The organism is Pseudomonas sp. MWU13-3659 (assembly GCF_023757525.1).
In the GTDB taxonomy this organism is placed as follows: domain Bacteria; phylum Pseudomonadota; class Gammaproteobacteria; order Pseudomonadales; family Pseudomonadaceae; genus Aquipseudomonas; species Aquipseudomonas entomophila_E.
The window spans coordinates 231,969-251,673 of sequence record NZ_JAMSHW010000002.1; the positions used below are offsets into that span (position 1 = coordinate 231,969).

16 protein-coding genes are annotated in these 19,705 nt (G+C 63.4%); 4 read left to right on the top strand and 12 right to left on the bottom strand.

Annotated features, from left to right (window positions below; all coding sequences use genetic code 11):
- Positions 1-83 precede the first annotated feature (83 nt).
- The 3 genes from NGM28_RS03425 to NGM28_RS03435 all read right to left on the bottom strand — a co-directional run bounded on the left by NGM28_RS03425 (position 84) and on the right by NGM28_RS03435 (position 4,098).
- A complete protein-coding gene (locus NGM28_RS03425; protein WP_252088687.1) occupies positions 84-644 on the bottom strand; it encodes a helix-turn-helix domain-containing protein in 561 nt (186 codons plus the stop codon).
- Positions 637-1,926, bottom strand: coding sequence for an NAD(P)/FAD-dependent oxidoreductase (locus tag NGM28_RS03430; RefSeq protein WP_252088688.1), 1,290 nt, complete (start codon positions 1,924-1,926; stop codon positions 637-639). The genes NGM28_RS03425 and NGM28_RS03430 overlap by 8 nt, the downstream gene beginning before the upstream one ends.
- A gap of 204 nt (positions 1,927-2,130) precedes the next feature.
- Positions 2,131-4,098 carry a DNA topoisomerase III gene (locus NGM28_RS03435; protein WP_252088689.1) on the bottom strand — a complete coding sequence of 656 codons (1,968 nt, stop codon included), beginning with the start codon at positions 4,096-4,098 and terminating at the stop codon, positions 2,131-2,133.
- A 233-nt stretch (positions 4,099-4,331) separates the two neighbouring features.
- Between NGM28_RS03435 and NGM28_RS03440 the strand changes: the two genes are divergently transcribed.
- Positions 4,332-6,182 carry a polyurethane esterase gene (locus tag NGM28_RS03440; RefSeq protein WP_252088690.1) on the top strand — a complete coding sequence of 617 codons (1,851 nt, stop codon included), beginning with the start codon at positions 4,332-4,334 and terminating at the stop codon, positions 6,180-6,182.
- Positions 6,183-6,333: 151 nt separating this feature from the next.
- Here NGM28_RS03440 and NGM28_RS03445 read toward each other — a convergent pair whose 3' ends face one another.
- The 7 genes from NGM28_RS03445 to NGM28_RS03475 all read right to left on the bottom strand — a co-directional run bounded on the left by NGM28_RS03445 (position 6,334) and on the right by NGM28_RS03475 (position 14,260).
- Positions 6,334-6,768: a GNAT family N-acetyltransferase gene (locus NGM28_RS03445; protein ID WP_252088691.1), complete on the bottom strand. Its 435-nt coding sequence runs from the start codon at positions 6,766-6,768 to the stop codon at positions 6,334-6,336.
- Entirely contained in the window at positions 6,761-7,927 is a 1,167-nt protein-coding gene (locus tag NGM28_RS03450) for a ribosomal protein uL16 3-hydroxylase (protein ID WP_252088692.1), read from the bottom strand. Before NGM28_RS03450 ends, NGM28_RS03445 begins: the two co-directional genes overlap by 8 nt.
- A gap of 81 nt (positions 7,928-8,008) precedes the next feature.
- Complete coding sequence (gene purB / locus NGM28_RS03455; protein ID WP_252088693.1) at positions 8,009-9,379, bottom strand: adenylosuccinate lyase; 1,371 nt, start codon at positions 9,377-9,379, stop codon at positions 8,009-8,011.
- Between the two features lie 247 nt (positions 9,380-9,626).
- Positions 9,627-10,253: a high frequency lysogenization protein HflD gene (gene hflD / locus NGM28_RS03460; RefSeq protein ID WP_240063376.1), complete on the bottom strand. Its 627-nt coding sequence runs from the start codon at positions 10,251-10,253 to the stop codon at positions 9,627-9,629.
- Positions 10,250-11,374 carry a tRNA 2-thiouridine(34) synthase MnmA gene (gene mnmA / locus NGM28_RS03465; protein WP_213660638.1) on the bottom strand — a complete coding sequence of 375 codons (1,125 nt, stop codon included), beginning with the start codon at positions 11,372-11,374 and terminating at the stop codon, positions 10,250-10,252. The genes hflD and mnmA overlap by 4 nt, the downstream gene beginning before the upstream one ends.
- A 60-nt stretch (positions 11,375-11,434) precedes the next feature.
- Positions 11,435-11,875 carry an NUDIX hydrolase gene (locus NGM28_RS03470; RefSeq protein WP_252088694.1) on the bottom strand — a complete coding sequence of 147 codons (441 nt, stop codon included), beginning with the start codon at positions 11,873-11,875 and terminating at the stop codon, positions 11,435-11,437.
- Between the two features lie 159 nt (positions 11,876-12,034).
- On the bottom strand, positions 12,035-14,260 hold the full coding sequence (locus NGM28_RS03475) for an NADP-dependent isocitrate dehydrogenase (protein ID WP_252088695.1): 2,226 nt from the start codon (positions 14,258-14,260) through the stop codon (positions 12,035-12,037).
- Positions 14,261-14,799: 539 nt separating this feature from the next.
- Here NGM28_RS03475 and icd point away from each other — a divergent pair.
- Positions 14,800-16,056: an NADP-dependent isocitrate dehydrogenase gene (icd, locus tag NGM28_RS03480; RefSeq protein ID WP_252088696.1), complete on the top strand. Its 1,257-nt coding sequence runs from the start codon at positions 14,800-14,802 to the stop codon at positions 16,054-16,056.
- A gap of 75 nt (positions 16,057-16,131) precedes the next feature.
- Here icd and cspD read toward each other — a convergent pair whose 3' ends face one another.
- Positions 16,132-16,395, bottom strand: a complete 264-nt coding sequence (cspD, locus tag NGM28_RS03485; RefSeq protein WP_240063381.1) for a cold shock domain-containing protein CspD — start codon at positions 16,393-16,395, stop codon at positions 16,132-16,134.
- Between the two features lie 232 nt (positions 16,396-16,627).
- Here cspD and clpS point away from each other — a divergent pair, with 232 nt between their 5' ends.
- Complete coding sequence (clpS, locus tag NGM28_RS03490; RefSeq protein WP_203652216.1) at positions 16,628-17,002, top strand: ATP-dependent Clp protease adapter ClpS; 375 nt, start codon at positions 16,628-16,630, stop codon at positions 17,000-17,002.
- Between the two features lie 30 nt (positions 17,003-17,032).
- On the top strand, positions 17,033-19,303 hold the full coding sequence (clpA, locus tag NGM28_RS03495; RefSeq protein ID WP_011533430.1) for an ATP-dependent Clp protease ATP-binding subunit ClpA: 2,271 nt from the start codon (positions 17,033-17,035) through the stop codon (positions 19,301-19,303).
- Positions 19,304-19,434: 131 nt separating this feature from the next.
- Here the strand turns inward: clpA and infA are convergent, their stop codons facing one another.
- Positions 19,435-19,653 (bottom strand): translation initiation factor IF-1, encoded by a 219-nt coding sequence (gene infA, locus NGM28_RS03500; RefSeq protein ID WP_002553999.1) that lies wholly within the window; start codon positions 19,651-19,653, stop codon positions 19,435-19,437.
- Between the last annotated feature and the right edge of the window lie 52 nt (positions 19,654-19,705).

Genomic DNA, 19,705 nt, shown 5'->3' on the forward strand with positions numbered 1-19,705 from the left:
TTTGCCGGCGAATGGGCCCGCCCAGTCGACACAACACGGTTGCTCCCACCGCGGCGACGGGCCCAGGCAACCAAGCCGTGCCATCAACGAAATACCCAAAGCACACGCGTCACCAGGGACGTCAGGTTGGCGTAGCGAAACTGGCTGTGCGGTGGCAACTGGAAGCTGTCGTTGGGATGCAAGGTCACGGCCGCTTCATGGCCGTGCAGCCAGAGAGTCAGCTCGCCTTCGAGGACAAAACCACCTTGCTCCGAGCTGTCGTCCAAATGCCCCTCGCCACTGCTGGCGCCCGGTGCCAAGTGGCTTTCGAGCATGGCGAAGCGGCCGGTGAGCGTCGGCGAGACCAGAACATCGGTAACCCCGGCGGCGTAATACAGGGTGCGCCGTTCGCCGGGGCGGGTGACCCAGTCGATCTCCCTCGGTGGTACCGCCTGGTAGAAATAGGTGGTGGGTACCTGCAACGCTTCGCTGATGGCGGTGAGGTCGGCCACGGTGGGGCGTGACAGTCCCCGCTCCACCTGGGAGAGAAAGCCCACGGAACGGTTCACCCGCGTGGCCAGATCATCCAGGGTGAAGCCTCGGTGCTTGCGCAGGTCGCGAACCAGGCGCGCCAGGTCTTCGAATGCTTCACATGGTTCAGACATGATCGCGCATCCTGTACCAGGCCTTGGCCGCGGCCTCCAGCGGGGCAGCCAGCAGGTCGCCACCGAGGAAGCGGCCATTGTCGATACCCTGGTACAACGCCAGCAGGTCCTCGTCGCCGAGGATAGCGTCGCTGACCGCGCGCGCCCCGGCCAGGGTCGGCAGCACGCCGTGCCCGGAGAAACCCTGCAGCCAGTAGCGCTGGCCCTGGCGGCCGATATCCGGCGTGCGTTGGAGGCTGCAGTCGATATGCCCACCCCAGGCGTGCTCGATGGCCACGCCCTTGAGTTGCGGGAACACCCGCTCCAGGCAAGGGCGGGTGGCGGCGGCGACATCCTTGGGGATGCCGCCCAGGTAGGTGCATCCGCCACCGAACAGCAGGCGGTGATCGGGGGTGAGGCGGAGGTAGTCGGGGATGAACTGGTTATCGATCACGCAACTGTTGCGTGGCAGCAGCGAGGCGGCGAGGCCTGCCTCGAGTGGCGCGGTGGCCACCTGGTAGGAGCCTACCGGCAGCAGGCGGCGCGAGAGGGTGCGGTCGAGGCGGTCGATGTAGGCATTGCAGGCCAGCACCAGTACGCGGCTGCGCACTTCACCTGCGGCGGTGCGGGCCACGAAGCCGCCTGCGTGTTCCTGGTAGTCGAGCACCTGGCTCTGTTCGAAGATGTCGCCTCCGGCCGCCTCGATCGTGGCCGCCAGCCCCTGGGCCAGTTTCAACGGGTTGAGGTGGGCACCGTTGGGGTCGTACAGGGCGGCCTGATAACGCGGGCTGTCGATCCACTCGGGTAGTTCATCGCGGCCGATCAGGCGCAGGCAATCGTAGTGGAGTGTGTCCTGCGCTTCGCGACGGGCTTCCTCCAGCAGCTTGACCCGGCGCGGCAGCACCGCGGTCCACAGGCTTCCGAGGCGGTAGTCGACATCGAAACCGTGGCGTTGGGGTAACTCGCGCATTTCCCGAGCGGCCCAGCACATGCTGTCCCACAGGCGGCGCCCGCGTTCCAGGCCAAGGGCCTTGAGCAGGGGCGGCATGTCGCACGACCAGCCGAGCAACGCCTGGCCGCCGTTGCGCCCGGATGCCGCCCAGGCCACCCGGCTGGCCTCCAGCAGGGTCACGCGCTTGCTGGCCAGGGCCAGGCGCAGGGCGGTGTGCAGGCCACTGAAACCGGCGCCGATGATCAGTACATCGGTGTCGACGGAGCCTTGCAGGGTAGGGCGCAAGGGGATGGGGGCGGGGTAGGTCTGGGCGTAGTAGCTGGCGACGTGCTGGGCGGATTGTTTGAACATGTCAGGGGCTCGTGAAAATTCTTATGATTATTTTCATGAAAATATAGACAAGAATTTTCACCGCGCCAGTCGATCGTCTTTCCCTTCAGGTTGACGATGTGATCCGGGGACTGCTCTGCAGCCCTTTCGCGACACAAGCCCGCTCCCACATGACCCACGCAGCGCCGCACCGGCAGCGGCCTACAGCCATGAACAACAGGGCTGTTAGGTTGCCGCTTTGCGCCGTGGCTGCCTTGGCTTTCCTGCCATTGCTTTGGCTCCTGCACCTGTTGCCTTGCCTTTACCCGTGCCCTTGCGCTTCTTCTTCCAGGGCGCCGTGGCCTTGCCTGCCGCCGGCCCGGTGATGTTCAGGCGCATGCCGCTGCAGCGCTGCACCAGCTTGCCCATCCACGCCGACTGCCGGGTGACGAACTCGTCCAGGCTCATTTCGCCACTCTGTACCATGTCCAGCGCCTGTTCCCAGATCGCCGTGGTGCCGGGGTCGGCGATGGCCCGGGGCACGGCATCGATCAGGCTGAAGGCCGCCGGTGTCGCCGACAGCGCCTTGCCGTTCTTGACCAGGTAGCCGCGGTCGAGCAAGCCCTGGATGATGCTCGCGCGAGTCGCTTCGGTGCCGATGCCGGTGGTTTCCTTGAGCTTCTGCTTGAGCAATGGGTCGTCCACCAGCTTGGCGACGTTCTTCATGGCCTTGATCAGGTCGCCTTCGGTAAACGGCTTGGGGGGCTGTGTCCACAGGTCCTTGAGCTGCAAGTCATGCACTGCGCAGTGCTGTCCGTCGCGTAATGCTGGCAGCACCTGGGCCGGTGGCGCTTCGCGGCCCTTTGTGGGAGTCAATGCCTCAGGCAGCGCACGGCGCCAGCCCGGCTCGATGATCTGCTTGCCGACCGCCCGCAGCGTGTGCCCGGCACAATCAAAATCGGCCTGGGTGCGGTCGTACTCGTGGTTGGGCAGGAACTGGGCGAGGTAGCGGGCGCGAATCAGGGTGTACACCGCCTTGTACTTCGGCGGCAGGCGCGACGGGTCACTGGCGGCGGCGGTGGGGATGATGCCGTGGTGGGCGCTGACCTTCTGGTCGTTCCAGGCCCGTGAGCGCCGTTGCGGGTCCAGGTACGGCTGCAGCGGGGCAAGGCTGCCGTCGGCCCGTTGCAGCGCGGCGAGGATGCCCGGTGCCTCGCCATGCTGGCTGAGGGGCAGGTAACCGCTGTCGCTGCGCGGATAGGTGATGAGCTTGTGGGTTTCGTACAGCGCCTGGGCGATGTCCAGTGTCTCCTGGGCACCGAGCCCCAGTTTCTTCGAGCAGACCTCTTGCAGGGTGCCCAGGTCGAAGGGCAGGGGCGCGGCTTCGCGGACACGCTCGGTGGCGATCTTCGTCACTCGGGCGCTGCCGGCTGCCTGCATGGCATGGGCGGCCTGTTGCGCCAGGGCCTGCCTCAGGCAACGGCCCTGGTCATCACAGGCATCCTCCGGCGCGCGCCATTGAGCGTTGAACACATTGCCGGCACTTTCCAACTGCACGTCAATGGCCCAGAAAGGCACCGGCACGAAATCGGCGATGCTGCGGTCACGGTCCACCACCAGGCGCAGCGTCGGTGTCTGCACCCGCCCCACGGGCAACACACCTTGATAGCCGGACTGGCGCCCGAGCAGGGTGAACAGGCGGCTCATGTTCATGCCGATCAGCCAGTCGGCCCGCGAGCGGCCCAGCGCGGAGTGGTAGAGGTTGAAGGTTTCCTGGCCGGGCAGCAGGCGCGCCAGCGCCTTGCGGATCGAGGCGTCGTCCAGGGCCGACAGCCACAGGCGCTGGATCGGCCCCCGGTAGCGGCAATGTTCGACCAGCTCGCGGGCGATCATCTCGCCCTCGCGGTCGGCGTCGGTGGCGATTACCAGTTCGCGGGCCTCGCCGAGCAGGCGCTTGACCGCTTTGTACTGGCTGGCGGTCTTGGGCTTGACGGTCATCTTCCACTTCTCGGGGATGATCGGCAGGTCGTCGAGCGACCAGCGCTTGTAGCGCTCGTCGTAGCTGTCGGGCGGGGCGGTTTCCAGCAGGTGGCCAATGCACCAGGTCACGCAGACATCGGTGCCTTGCCAGCAGCCGTCGCCCCGGCGCTGGGCGCCGAGTACCTTGGCGATGTCTTTTGCCTGGGAGGGTTTTTCGCAGAGAAAGAGGCGCATGGCCGCAACGCTTGATCGGTGGGAATGGGCACTAGGATGCGCAAGGCAGGGCGCGCAGGCAAGTTTTATCTGTATGCATGTACAGTTTTTTTGCCCGCGATTTTGGCGGGGTTGCCACTTCCTGGGGCTTGAATCATGTGGCACTGCGTGCCAGCTTTGCCTTTCGCCCTTTAGTCGTGTCAAAGGACGATGTCGCTGGGGCGTCCTACCTACAACGAACAGGGATGTATCCAATGCCCGTATTTGATTACCGCCAACTTGGCAGCTCTGCCTCTTCCGCCCTCTACAAGGATGCCATGGCCCTGGCGATGTACGCCTACCATGGTATCGACGATGGATTCGCCGCAGGCTACCAGCAGCATGGCTTCGGCCTAGGCTTGCCGGCAACGCTGGTCAAGGCACTGATCGGCGGCACCGACAGCCAGGGCGTGATCCCCGGCATCCCCTGGAACCCGGACGCCGAAGCCAAGGCCCTGGCCAACGCCAAGGCAATCGGCTGGAACCCGATCAGCGCCGCGCAGCTGGGCTACCAGGGCAAGACCGATGCGCGGGGTACCTTCTATGGTGAAAACGCCGGCTATACCACGGCACAGGCTGAAGTCATGGGCCGCTACGACGTCGAAGGCCATCTGACGGGCATCGGCATCGCCTTTCGCGGCACCGGTGGGCCACGGGAAGTGCTGGTTGGCGATACCATCGGCGATGTGATCAACGACCTGTTGGCGGCGTTCGGGCCACCGGGCTATGCCCGCGACTACACCGGCAATGCCTTCGGCCGCCTGCTCGACAATGTGGCGGCGTTCGCCAAGGCCAACGGCCTGAGCGGCGCCGATGTCACCGTCAGTGGCCACAGCCTTGGCGGCCTGGCGGTGAACAGCCTGGCAGACCTCAGCACCTCGCGCTGGGGCGGCTTCTACCAGGATTCGCGCTACGTTGCCTTCGCCTCGCCGACCCAGGCTGCCGACGCCAACAAGGTGCTTAACATTGGCTACGAGAACGACCCGGTGTTCCGTGTGCTCGACGGCACCTCGGTCACATGGGGCACCGCTGGCGTGCACGATGGCGCCAAGGCCTCGGCCACCAACAACATCGTCAACTTCAACGATCATTACGCCTCCGACGCCTGGAACCTGCTGCCGTTCTCCATCGCCAACATCGCCACCTGGCTGGCGCACTTGCCGGCCGCCTACACCGATGGGCTGGGGCGAGTGGTGGACTCTTCCTTCTATCAATGGACCACCCGCGACTCGACCGTGGTGGTCAGCAACCTGTCCGATACGACCCGGGGCTCGACCTGGGTCGAGGACCTCAACCGCAACGCCGAGCCGCACAAGGGCAGCACCTTCATCATTGGTACCGACAAGGACGACCTGATCCATGGTGGGCGTGGCAACGACTACCTCGAAGGACGTGCCGGCAACGACACCTTCCGTGATGATGGCGGCTTCAACCTGATCGATGGCGGCGACGGGCATGACACGCTCAAGCTGCAGGATTCACTGGCCAACCTGAGCATCGCCCGCGACGGCGAGGGCACGGTGTATGTGCAGGACGCCGTGGGCGGCATCAGCCAGTTGCACAGTGTCGAGAACCTGGTCAGCAAGGAGCCGAGCCTGGTGATCTTCACCAAGGAGGTGACTCATCAGCTCGGTGTGGATGGGTTGCTGAACAGTGGCAAGCTCAACCCCTACGCAGCGTCGATCAGTGGCAGCCAGGCGGGTGACCAGCTGGTGGCGGGGAACCAGGGGCAGTGGTTGTTCGGCCTGGGCGGGGATGACCGGCTGCAGGGTGGCGCGGGCAATGACGTGCTGGTCGGTGGCAGCGGCAACGATGTGCTCAGTGGCGGGGCGGGGCGCGATACGTTCCTGTTCAGCGGCCACTTCGGTCAGGACCAGGTGCTCGACTTCACTGGCCAGGACCGCCTGGTGTTCATGGGCGTGGAGGGCGGCACGGCTGCGCCGGCCTGGCGTGATCATGCCAGCCAGGTGGGCAATGACCTGGTGCTGAAGTTCGGTGCCGACAGCGTGACGCTGGTGGGGATTGCCGCGCAGTCACTGGGGGATGGCCAGGTTGTGATTGCCTGAGCGTAGGGTGTAGGAGCGGCCTTGCGCCGCGAAAGGGCCGCAAGGCGGCCCCTGGGTTTTGCAGGCGAAACGTGAAGCGCCGGGGCTGCTACGCAGCCCTTTCGCGGCACAAGGCCGCTCCTACGCACAGGGCGACATCTCACATTTGGGCTCAGGCGATCTCGCGCGAGTCGCGCACCATGTCCACGTGCGGGATCCCGGCCTCGAGGAACTCCTCGCTGACCACGCGGAACCCCAGGCGCTCGTAGAACGGCGTGGCATGCACCTGGGCACTGAGCATTTGCTGCTTGAGGTCGCGGTTCTGCGCCTCGACGATCACTGCCTGCATCAACGCATCACCCACCTTCAAGCCGCGCCAGTCCTTGAGCACCGACACCCGGCCGATAGTGCCATCGGGCAACAGGCGCGCGGTACCGATCGGGTAGTCGCCTTCCATGGCCAGGAAGTGCACGGCGCTCGGGTCTTCGGCGTCGAACTCCAGTTCCGGCGGCACATGCTGCTCGGCGACGAACACGGCGCTGCGGATACGGTGGATATCGGCGTTGTCCTTGTGCCAGTCGGCCAGTCGAACGCTGATCTTATTCATCGGCGAACCCCAGGCTGCCTTGCATGACCAGCTGCTGGACCAGCATCAGGCCCTCTTCGTCCTGCAGCCACTCGGCCAGGTTTTCGCTGTGCAGGGCGTCGGCGGAGCAGATCAGTTTCAGCAGTTCGCGCAGTTTCCCTGGCAGCGGGCAGCTGCGGCCGCTGGCGAACAGCAGCAGGTCGTCGCCGAACTCCGACCAGGCCAGGCGTGCGCTCGGGTTGCGGATCAGGATGGCGCCTTGGCCGAGGTAGTCGAGCAACTCTTGTTCGGACAGCTCCTCGCCTACCACCTGCTCGGGGTAGCGCGGCTCGGTCATGAACTGGCCGAACCAGGTCAGCAGCAGGTCCTTGTCGGCCATGTGCTTGTCGATCAGGGCCTTCAGGCGGTCCAGGGCGTCGTGCTGGATCTGGTGCGGGTCGCTGACCGGCTGGGCGTCGGCATCGCTGTAGCGCTCTTCGTCCGGCAGGAACTGGCCAAGGAAATCGGTGAAGTGGGTCAGCACTTCGGCCGCGCTCGGGGCACGGAAACCGACCGAATAGGTCATGCACTCGCCCTCGGCAACACCGTAGTGGGCCAGGCGCGGTGGCAGGTAGAGCATGTCGCCGGGCTCCAGGGTCCACTCGTCGCTCTGCTCGAATTCGGCGAGGATGCGCAGGTCGGCGTGGTCGATCAGCGCGCTGTCGCTGTTGCACATCTGGCCGACTTTCCAGTTGCGCTTGCCATCGGCCTGCAGCAGGAACACGTCGTAGTTGTCGAAGTGCGGGCCGACGCTGCCACCGGGGGCCGCGTAGCTGATCATCACGTCATCGATACGCCAGCTGGGCAGGAAGCGGAATTCTTCGAGCAGCTCGGCCACTTCCGGGACGAACTGGTCGACCGCCTGTACCAGCAGGGTCCAGTCACGCTCGGGCAGGTCGGCGAAGGCGTCCTCGGCAAACGGTCCGCGGCGCAGCTCCCACGGGCGCTCGCCGTGTTCGAGCACCAGGCGCGACTCGACTTCTTCTTCCAGGGCCAGGCCGGCCAGCTCGTCGGCGTCGATGGGGCTGACGAAGTCGGGGAAGGCCTGACGCACCAGCAGCGGCTTTTTCTGCCAGTAGTCGCGCAGGAATTCACGGGCCGTCAGGCCGCCCAGCAGTTGCAGTGGAGTATCAGAATTCATGTTCAACCTATTGAAAAAACGTAGTTTTCAGACGGGAATAAAAACGCCCGGCCAGGCCGGGCGTTAAGCGCGGGGCGCAGGTCAGATACGTTTGGCCTGGGCCACGGCGTTGCCAATGTAGGTGGCAGGGGTCAGTTGCTTGAGCTCGGCCTTGGCTTCGGCCGGCATGTCCAGGCCGTCGATGAAGGTCAGCAGCGCTTCAGGGGTGATGCCCTTGCCACGGGTCAGCTCCTTGAGCTTCTCGTAGGGGTTCTCGATGTTGAAGCGGCGCATCACGGTCTGGATCGGCTCGGCCAGGACTTCCCAGCAGGCGTCCAGGTCGGCGGCGATACGGGCGGCGTTGACTTCCAGCTTGCCGATGCCTTTCAGGCTGGCTTCGTAGGCGATGACGCTGTGGGCGAAGCCCACGCCCAGGTTGCGCAGCACGGTGGAATCGGTCAGGTCACGCTGCCAGCGCGAGATCGGCAGCTTGCTGGCCAGGTGCTGGAACAGCGCGTTGGCGATACCCAGGTTGCCTTCGGAGTTCTCGAAGTCGATCGGGTTGACCTTGTGCGGCATGGTCGAGGAGCCGATTTCGCCGGCGACGGTCTTCTGCTTGAAGTAGCCCAGCGAGATGTAGCCCCAGACGTCGCGGTCGAAGTCGATGAGGATGGTGTTGAAGCGGGCGATGGCGTCGAACAGCTCGGCGATGTAGTCGTGCGGCTCGATCTGGGTGGTGTAGGGGTTGAACACCAGGCCCAGCTCGTCCTCGATGAAGGCGCGGGCGTTCTGTTCCCAGTCGATCTGCGAGTAGGCCGACAGGTGGGCATTGTAGTTACCCACGGCGCCATTGATCTTGCCCAGCAGCGGCACGGCGGCCACCTGAGCGATCTGGCGCTCCAGGCGGTAGACGACGTTGGCCAGCTCTTTACCCAGGGTGGTCGGCGAGGCCGGCTGGCCGTGGGTGCGCGACAGCATGGGTACTTCGGCGTGGGCGTGGGCCAGGGCGCGGATGGCCTCGGCGATCTGGCGCATCAGCGGCAGCAGCACGTCGTCACGGCCGGCGCGCAGCATCAGGGCGTGGGACAGGTTGTTGATGTCCTCGCTGGTGCAGGCGAAGTGGATGAATTCGCTGACCTTGGCCAGTTCAGGCAGTTGAGCGGCCTGCTCCTTGAGCAGGTACTCGATGGCCTTGACGTCGTGGTTGGTGGTGCGCTCGATCTCTTTGACGCGTTCGGCGTGCTCGAGCTTGAAATCGGTGGCCAGGCTGTCCAGCAGGGCGTTGGCTTCGGCGGAGAACGCCGGCACTTCGCCGATCTGCGGGTGGGCGGCCAGGCGCTGCAGCCAGCGCACTTCGACCAGGGCGCGGAAACGGATCAGGCCGAATTCGCTGAAGATGGGGCGCAGGGCCTGGGTTTTGCCGGCATAACGGCCGTCTACAGGGGAAACCGCAGTGAGCGAGGAGAGCTGCATGGGGTGTTCTCGGACAGTCAGGCTTTTGGAAGGGCGCATATCATACATGAAAAACGCGCCCGAGTCGGGTGGCTGACCAAAGGTCGGGCCTGTGAATCATGTCGCAATACCCTGTAGGAGCGGCCTTGTGCCGCGAAAGGGGCGCGCAGCGGCCCCAAAATCTTTGCCCCGGCACGGAATGCCGGGGCTGCTGCGCAGCCCTTTCGCGGCACAAGGCCGCTCCTACAGGGAGGAGTTCATGTGCCAATCAATCAGCGGTACGCATCATCCCGTAAAGCTCGTTGAGCAACTTGCGCCGGCTGAACACCAGTTGCCAGCGATGCCCGCCCAGCTGGCGCCATAGGCGCGCGGCGCGGATCCCGGCCAGCAGCAGGGCGCGGATCTTCGAGGCATTGCTTGCCTGTTGCAGGAAACGCATGTCGCCGTGCACCTGGATGCGCTGGCGCAAGGTGCTCAGGGTGTCCTGGTACAAGGCTCCGCTGGAAGCGATGACGTTTTCGTGGACCAGGCCGAAATGATCGGCCTGCGATTGAATCTGCGGCAGGCGATTGCCGATGATGTCGAGCATGTCGCCGCGTTTGTTCAGCTGGCGTTCAAGGCCCAACATCGACAGGGCGTAGCGCAGGGGCTCGCGCTGCAGGCTGCTGGGGTCGCGCTCCAGGGCGCCGACCAGCGCGCGGTAGCCGTCGCGCAGGTTGAGGTCGTCGCCGCCGAACACCTCCAGCGTATCCTTCGGGTCGCGCACCAGCAGGCTGCCGAGCATGCAACCGATATTGGCCTCGCTGGCCTGGCCGGTACGGGCGATGCGGTCGACCAGCACTGCGGCCTGGAACACGCCGCCCAGGGCAATCAACTGCTCCTGGAGGTTGTTCATTGACGCGGGCTCCACGGCTCGGCGGTCTCGATCACGCCGCCGCCCAGGCACACCTCTTTGTCGTAGAACACCACCGACTGGCCGGGGGTAACGGCGCGTTGAGGTTCGTCGAACACCGCGCGGTAGCCGTTCTCGGTGCGCTCCAGGGTGCACTGTTGGTCGCCCTGGCGATAACGCACCTTGGCGGTGAGCCGGCGCGGGCTGCTCAAGTCGATCGGGTTGACCCAGAAGATTTCCGAGGCAAGCAGGGCGCGGGAGAACAGCCAGGGGTGTTCGTTGCCCTGGCCGACCACCAGCACATTCCGTGCGAGGTCCTTGTGCAGCACGTACCACGGTTCGTCGCCGGCGTCCTTCAGGCCACCGATGCCCAGGCCCTGGCGCTGGCCGATGGTGTGGTACATCAGGCCGTGGTGGCGGCCGATGACTTCGCCATCGGTGGTCTGGATCTCGCCCGGCTGGGCAGGCAGGTACTGTTTGAGGAAATCACTGAAACGGCGCTCGCCGATGAAGCAGATGCCGGTGGAGTCCTTCTTCTTCGCCGTGGCCAGGCCGTGTTTCTCGGCGATGGCGCGCACCTCGGGCTTCTCCAGCTCACCGACCGGGAACAGGGTACGGGCGATTTCCTTGCCGCCGACGGCATGCAGGAAGTAGCTCTGGTCCTTGTTCGGGTCCAGGCCCTTGAGCAATTCGGTCAGCTCGCCAGTGTCGCGGCGGCGCACATAGTGGCCGGTTGCAATCAGGTCTGCGCCCAGAGACAGGGCGTAGTCGAGGAACGCCTTGAACTTGATCTCGCGGTTGCAGAGGATGTCCGGGTTCGGTGTGCGGCCGGCCTTGTACTCTTCGAGGAAATGCTCGAACACGTTGTCCCAGTATTCGGCGGCGAAGTTGGCGGTGTGCAGCTTGATGCCGATGCGGTCGCACACGGCCTGGGCGTCGGCCAGGTCTTCGCGGGCGGTGCAGTATTCGGTGCCGTCGTCCTCTTCCCAGTTCTTCATGAACAGACCTTCCACCTGGTAGCCCTGCTCCATGAGCAGAAGGGCGGAGACGGAAGAGTCCACGCCGCCGGACATGCCGACGATGACGCGGGTCTTGGCGGGGTCTTTGAGTGCTGGGCTGGTCATGGCTACCGAATGTGTATCAGAGGGGAAAAACGCCGATTCTATCAAACCCGCAGGCTGGCGTCAGTCGCGCAGCAGGTCGAGGCTGTGCAATGGGCCTTTGAGGTAGTCGTCGAGGCAGCGGGGCACCAGTTCGCTGCGCCAGCGCGACGGTTCGGCCAGCAGCTCATCGCGGCTCAGCCACACGGCGCGGACGATGTCGCTGTCCAGGGCCAGGTCAGTGTGATGGCGCACGGGGCGGGCGGCGAAGCAGATGCGCTGGTAGGTTACACCGTTGCTCGGGGCGGTGTAGAGGTAGATGCCGACCACGCCGGTGAGTTCGACTTCCCAGGCGGTCTCTTCGAGGGTTTCGCGCAGGGCGGCCTGGGTGATGGTTTCGTTGGCTTCGAGGTGGCCGGCAGGTTGGTTGAAGACGTGTTGGCCGGCCTTGAATTCCTCGACGAAGAGAAACTTGCCCTCGTGTTCGACGATGGTGGCGACGGTGATGTGGGGTTGCCAAGACACGGTCGATTCTCTCCCTGAGTGGCAAGTTTCAAGCTGCAAGCCACAAGTAGAAGCGGTAAGCGACTGCTTTGACTTGTGGCTTGCAGCTTGCAACTTGTGGCTAAAAAAGCACAAACCCCGGTGCGTGGCCGGGGTTTGTGCTGTTACTTCAAGCGAACCTTACAGTGCGGCAATAGCGCTGTTCAGGGTCTGGCTCGGGCGCATCACTTTCGCAGTCAGCTCGGCATCAGGGGCGTAGTAGCCACCGATGTCGGCCGGCTTGCCCTGGACGGCGTTGAGCTCGGCGACGATGGTCGCTTCGTTCTCGCTCAGGGTCTTGGCCAGCGGGGCGAAGCGCGCTTGCAGGGCGGCGTCGTCGGACTGGGCGGCCAGGGCTTCTGCCCAATACAGGGTCAGGTAGAAGTGGCTGCCACGGTTGTCGATACCGCCGACTTTGCGCGAAGGCGACTTGTTGGTGTCGAGGAACTTGCCGGTGGCCTGGTCCAGGGTGTTGGCCAGCACTTTGGCACGCGGGTTGTCGTAGGTGTTGCCCAGGTGCTCGAGCGAGGCGGCGAGCGCGAGGAATTCACCCAGCGAGTCCCAGCGCAGGAAGTTTTCTTCGACCAGTTGCTGCACGTGCTTCGGTGCCGAACCGCCGGCGCCGGTTTCGAACAGGCCACCGCCGTTCATCAGCGGGACGATCGACAGCATCTTGGCGCTGGTGCCCAGTTCCATGATCGGGAACAGGTCGGTCAGGTAGTCGCGCAGCACGTTGCCGGTCACCGAGATGGTGTCCTTGCCTTCGCGGATGCGGGCCAGGGAGAACTTGATGGCGTCGACCGGAGCCAGGATGCGGATGTCCAGGCCGGAAGTGTCGTGATCCTTCAGGTACTGCTGCACCTTCTCGATCATCACGCCGTCATGGGCGCGGGCCGGGTCCAGCCAGAACACCGCCGGGGTGTTGCTCAGGCGGGCACGGTTGACGGCCAGCTTGACCCAGTCCTGGATAGGCGCGTCCTTGGTCTGGCACATGCGGAAGATGTCACCCGCCTCGACGTTCTGCTCCAGTACGACCTTGCCCTTGCCGTCGACCACGCGCACGACACCGTCGGCCTTGATCTGGAAGGTCTTGTCGTGGGAGCCGTACTCTTCAGCTTTCTGGGCCATCAGGCCGACGTTGGGAACGCTGCCCATGGTGGTCGGGTCGAAGGCGCCGTGTTGCTTGCAGTCTTCGATGGTGGCCTGGTAGATGCCGGCGTAGCAGCGGTCCGGGATCACGGCCTTGGCGTCCTGCAGTTCACCGGCGGTGTTCCACATCTTGCCCGAGTCGCGGATCATCGCAGGCATCGAGGCGTCGACGATGATGTCGCTCGGTACGTGCAGGTTGGTGATGCCCTTGTCCGAGTTGACCATGGCCAGGGCCGGGCGAACGGCGTACAGGGCCTGGATGTCGGCTTCGATCTCGGCTTGCTTTTCAGCAGGCAGGTCCTTGATGCGGGCGTACAGGTCACCAATGCCGTTGTTCGAGTTGAAGCCTACTTCGGTCAGCGCCGCGGCGTGCTTGGCCAGCACGTCGTTGTAGAACTCCTCGACGATCACGCCGAACATGATCGGGTCGGAGACTTTCATCATGGTGGCTTTCAGGTGCACCGACAGCAACACGCCGGAGGCCTTGGCATCGGCGATCTGCTCGGCGATGAAGGCTTTCAGGGCCTTGCGGCTCATGGTGGCGCAGTCGATGACTTCGGCGGCCTTGACGGCGGTTTTCTCTTTCAGGACAGTGGTGGTGCCGTCCTTGCCGACCAGTTCGATGCGCAGGCTGTCGTCAGCCTCGATCAGCGCGGCCTTCTCGCTGCCGTAGAAGTCGCCGTGGGTCATGTGGGCGACGTGCGACTTGGAGTCGGCGGCCCAGGCGCCCATCTTGTGCGGGTGCTTGCGAGCGTAGTTCTTGACCGACAGCGGGGCGCGGCGGTCGGAGTTGCCTTCGCGCAGCACCGGGTTCACGGCGCTGCCCTTGATGCGGTCGTAACGGGCGCGGGACTCTTTCTCTTCGGCAGAGGCCGGCTCGTCGGCGTAGTCGGGGATGTTGAAGCCCTTGGCTTGCAGTTCCTTGATCGCCGCCTTCAGCTGTGGAACCGAAGCAGAGATGTTCGGCAGCTTGATGATGTTGGCTTCAGGGGTGGTGGCCAGCTGGCCCAGTTCCGCCAGGTGATCGCCTACCTGCTTCGCGCTGCCCAGTTGCTCCGGGAAGGCCGCGAGGATTCGGCCGGCCAGGGAGATGTCGCGGGTTTCGACGGCGATATCGGCCGAAGCGGTGAAGGCTTCGACGATCGGCAGCAGCGAGTAGGTGGCGAGGGCGGGGGCTTCGTCGGTGAAGGTATAGATGATCTTGGAACGGGTGGGCATGCGGGTTAACTCTCTATGTGCTGAGCGTACTCGAGTCTCGAGGTGCGCAGGGTAGGCGCTTCGCCCTGGCGACGCCATGAGCGGAAAGTCGAGAGGCTGCGAGCGGTGATGGTGGATGCATCAGTCGAGCGTCAAGTGCTGGGCTGCGGTAACAACCCAGGCTTATGGCCATTTCCTGGCCGAGGGCGAGCCGCATTTTCCTGGGATTCGCCCCGATGACCCTTCGGTCGCGCCGGAGTATATCAAACCCTTTGGGCTAATCAGCAAGGTGAAGTCGTATCAGCGCATTTATAAGACCAAAGACGTAGGAGCAATGTGACGTGTTGCCGCAGGGCGGGCGGCAAGCTGCAAGCTGCAAGCGGCAAGAAAAATGGGCGCTGGGGCCGTTGATTTGCCCGATTGCCGGGTAGCTGGGAGGGTGAAAGCACCAGAGGGCAGCTTGCTACTTGCCACTTGAAGCTTGCAGCTCGGAAAAGCTGGTTTAGGCTCAGTGGATCGCACGATTTCCAATCACACCAGGAAAAGCGGAGTAGTGCAGCATGGGATACCAGAAAATCAAGGTGCCGTCTGATGGTGCCAAGATCACCGTCAATGCAGACCATTCGCTCAATGTTCCCGACAACCCCATCATTCCCTACATCGAAGGCGACGGTATCGGCGTGGATGTCTCGCCGGTGATGATCAAAGTGGTCGACGCCGCTGTGCAGAAGGCCTACGGTGGCAAGCGCAAGATCGCCTGGATGGAGGTCTATGCCGGCGAGAAGGCTACACAAGTCTATGACCAGGACACCTGGCTGCCCCAGGAAACCCTCGACGCGGTGAAGGACTATGTGGTCTCGATCAAGGGGCCGCTGACCACGCCGGTCGGCGGTGGCATCCGTTCGCTCAACGTGGCCCTGCGCCAGCAGCTCGACCTTTATGTGTGCCTGCGCCCGGTGGTCTGGTTCCAGGGGGTGCCAAGCCCGGTCAAGAAGCCTGGCGACGTCGACATGGTGATCTTCCGTGAGAACTCCGAGGACATCTACGCCGGTATCGAGTGGAAGGCTGGCTCGCCCGAGGCGAACAAGGTGATCAAGTTCCTCAAGGAAGAAATGGGCGTCACCAAGATCCGTTTCGACCAGGATTGCGGCATCGGCGTCAAGCCGGTTTCGAAGGAGGGCACCAAGCGCCTGGTGCGCAAGGCGCTGCAATATGTGGTGGATAACGACCGCAAATCGCTGACCCTGGTGCACAAGGGCAACATCATGAAATTCACCGAAGGGGCCTTCAAGGATTGGGGCTACGAGGTGGCGCGCGACGAGTTCGGTGCAGAGCTGCTCGATGGTGGCCCATGGATGAAGTTCAAGAACCCCAGGACTGGCCGTGAGGTGATCGTCAAGGACGCCATTGCCGACGCCATGCTCCAGCAGATCCTGCTGCGCCCGGCCGAATACGACGTGATCGCCACCCTCAACCTCAATGGCGATTATCTGTCCGACGCCCTGGCGGCAGAGGTGGGCGGTATCGGTATCGCGCCGGGCGCCAACCTGTCGGACACCGTAGCCATGTTCGAGGCCACCCACGGTACCGCGCCCAAGTATGCCGGGAAGGATCAGGTCAACCCGGGTTCGGTGATTTTGTCGGCCGAGATGATGCTGCGGCACATGGGCTGGACCGAAGCGGCGGACCTGATTATCAAGGGTACCAATGGCGCGATCGCGGCCAAGACCGTGACATACGACTTCGAACGCTTGATGGATGGCGCGACATTGGTGAGCAGTTCAGGCTTTGGCGAGGCGCTGATCAAGCATATGTAAACGACACAAAGAAACCGGCCGCCTCTCTATTTAAAGAGGCGGCCGGTTTTTTCGTATAACGGCTATCAGCAGGGATCAGGCTTCAGCGGTAATGGCCGGGGAGGCATTGCCTGTGCTAGTGCCCGAATTGCTGGCGGGGGCGCTTTGGATGTTCACCGCATGCTTGCCCTTGGGGCCTTGCAAGAGGTCGAACGTCACGGGCTGGCCAGCTTTCAATGTTTTGTAGCCATCCATCTGGATGGCGGAGTAGTGGGCGAAAAGATCCTCGTCCTTACCCTCCTCATTGATGAATCCGTAGCCCTTGGCGTTGTTGAACCACTTGACTTTACCGCTTGCCATCCCTATGTCCCTCTGCAAAGGACTCCATCACTGGAGTATCATCCACTTCATCCGCATACGAACCATGCGAGAAAATCTGGTTGACTGCGCGGATCTTTATAGACCACGGTGGGTTCTTATTGGTTGTAACACCGTTTTGCCGTTAGTCAAGGTCAGCCGGCGCCCGCGCCGACAGCCACCTGAAGCGGTCAACCCACAACCTTAACCTGTCGCTCATGATGAAATTCTTTCCATGCATGTACCCAGTGAGATTCGACTAACATTCAATCAGGATCGCCCGCAGTCGAACGAGGACGGGCATGAGGACGATGGCGCCGGCCTTGCGGTCCAGGAGGCCAAGCCGATCCTGCAGGCGCCACCGATGTACAAGGTGGTTTTGTTCAACGATGACTACACGCCAATGGATTTCGTCGTCGAAGTGCTCGAGACGTTCTTCAATCTGAACCGCGAGCTGGCAACGAAGATCATGCTGACCGTCCATACCGAAGGGCGGGCAGTATGCGGATTGTTTACCCGTGACATCGCCGAGACAAAGGCCATGCAGGTCAACCAATACGCCAGGGAAAGCCAGCATCCGCTACTCTGTGAAATCGAGAAGGACGGTTAATCGCCGACCACTTGGGTATGAGGTGAAGCTATGTTAAACCGCGAGCTCGAAGTCACCCTCAATCTGGCCTTCAAGGAGGCGCGTTCGAAACGTCATGAGTTCATGACTGTCGAACATCTGCTGCTGGCACTCCTTGACAATGAGGCTGCCGCGACCGTTCTGCGCGCCTGTGGCGCCAATCTCGACAAACTCAAGCATGACCTGCAGGAGTTCATCGATTCGACCACCCCGCTGATCCCCGTGCATGACGAGGACCGCGAAACGCAACCCACGCTAGGCTTCCAGCGCGTGCTGCAGCGTGCCGTGTTCCACGTGCAGAGCTCCGGCAAGCGCGAGGTGACTGGCGCCAACGTGCTGGTGGCGATCTTCAGCGAACAGGAAAGCCAGGCCGTGTTCCTGCTCAAGCAGCAGAGCGTGGCGCGCATCGATGTGGTCAACTACATCGCCCACGGTATTTCGAAAGTGCCGGGCCATGGCCCGCATACTGAAAACGAACAAGACATGCAGGACGAGGAGGGTGGCGAGACCTCTTCTTCCGGCAACCCGCTGGACGCCTATGCCAGCAACCTGAACGAACTGGCCCGTGCCGGGCGCATCGACCCGCTGGTGGGGCGTGAGCAGGAGGTCGAGCGCGTCGCGCAGATCCTCGCCCGTCGGCGCAAGAACAACCCGTTGCTGGTCGGTGAGGCCGGCGTGGGCAAGACCGCTATCGCCGAAGGCCTGGCCAAGCGCATCGTCGATGGCCAGGTGCCGGACCTGCTGGCCCAGAGTGTCGTCTACTCCCTCGACCTTGGTGCGCTGCTGGCAGGCACCAAGTACCGCGGTGACTTCGAGAAGCGCTTCAAGGCGCTGCTCGGTGAGCTGCGCAAGCGTCCGCAGGCAATCCTGTTCATCGACGAGATCCACACCATCATCGGTGCCGGCGCGGCGTCCGGTGGCGTGATGGATGCGTCCAACCTGCTCAAGCCTCTGCTGTCGTCCGGTGATATCCGTTGCATCGGTTCGACCACGTTCCAGGAGTTCCGCGGCATCTTCGAGAAGGACCGTGCCCTGGCACGTCGCTTCCAGAAGGTCGATGTCAGCGAGCCTTCGGTGGAAGATACCGTGGGTATCCTGCGTGGCCTGAAGGGCCGCTTCGAGAGCCACCACAACATCGAGTACAGCGACGAAGCCCTGCGCGCCGCCGCCGAACTGGCCTCGCGTTATATCAATGACCGGCATATGCCGGACAAGGCCATCGATGTGATCGACGAGGCGGGTGCCTACCAGCGCCTGCAACCGGAGGCCAACCGCGTCAAACGTATCGATGTGCCGCAGGTCGAGGACATTGTCGCCAAGATCGCGCGGATTCCGCCGAAACATGTCACCAGCTCCGATAAAGAGCTGCTGCGCAACCTGGAGCGTGACCTCAAGCTCACGGTGTTTGGCCAGGATGCGGCGATCGATTCGCTGGCCACTGCCATCAAGCTGTCCCGTGCCGGCCTAAAGGCGCCGGACAAGCCAGTCGGCTCGTTCCTGTTCGCCGGCCCGACCGGTGTGGGCAAGACCGAGGCGGCTCGCCAGTTGGCCAAGGCATTGGGTGTGGAACTGGTGCGCTTCGACATGTCCGAGTACATGGAGCGGCATACCGTGTCGCGCCTGATCGGCGCCCCGCCCGGCTATGTCGGGTTCGACCAGGGTGGCCTGCTGACCGAGGCCATTACCAAGCAGCCGCACTGTGTGCTGCTGCTCGACGAGATCGAGAAGGCGCACCCCGAAGTCTTCAACCTGCTGCTGCAGGTGATGGACCACGGCACCTTGACCGACAACAACGGGCGCAAGGCGGACTTCCGCAACGTGATCCTGATCATGACCACCAACGCCGGCGCTGAAACCGCCGCGCGCGCCTCGATCGGCTTCACTCACCAGGACCATTCCTCCGATGCCATGGAGGTCATCCGCAAGAGCTTCACGCCGGAGTTCCGCAACCGTCTGGACACCATCATCCAGTTTGGCCGTCTCTCCCACGAGACGATCAAGAGCATCGTCGACAAGTTCCTCATCGAACTGCAGGCGCAGCTGGAGGACAAGCGTGTACTGCTGGAGGTCACCGATGCCGCGCGCGGCTGGCTGGCGGCTTCGGGCTACGATGTGCAGATGGGCGCGCGTCCGATGGCGCGGCTGATCCAGGACAAGATCAAGCGGCCGCTGGCCGAGGAGATCCTGTTTGGCGAGCTGGCCGAGCATGGCGGTGTGGTGCACATCGACCTGCGCGATGGCGAGCTGGTGTTCGATTACGAGACCACGGCAGAGGTTGCATAAGGCTGGGCCCATCGCGGCTGAAGCCGCTCCTACAGGGATGCGCGGTGCCTGTAGGAGCGGCTTCAGCCGCGATACGTTTTCACAGGCACAAAAAAGCCCGGCACATGGCCGGGCTTTTTCATGGCTTGAGCTTAGCGCGCACGGTAGGTGATGCGGCCCTTGCTCAGGTCGTACGGCGTCAGTTCGACGCGGACCTTGTCGCCAGTGAGAATACGGATGTAGTTCTTGCGCATCTTGCCGGAGATGTGCGCGGTAACGACGTGCCCGTTTTCCAACTCCACGCGGAACATGGTGTTGGGCAGGGTGTCGACGACAGTGCCTTCCATTTCGAAGCTGTCTTCTTTCGACATGCAGTAAAGCCCTCGGTATCCAGTGATGGCCCGACGCACGACTGCACCGGGC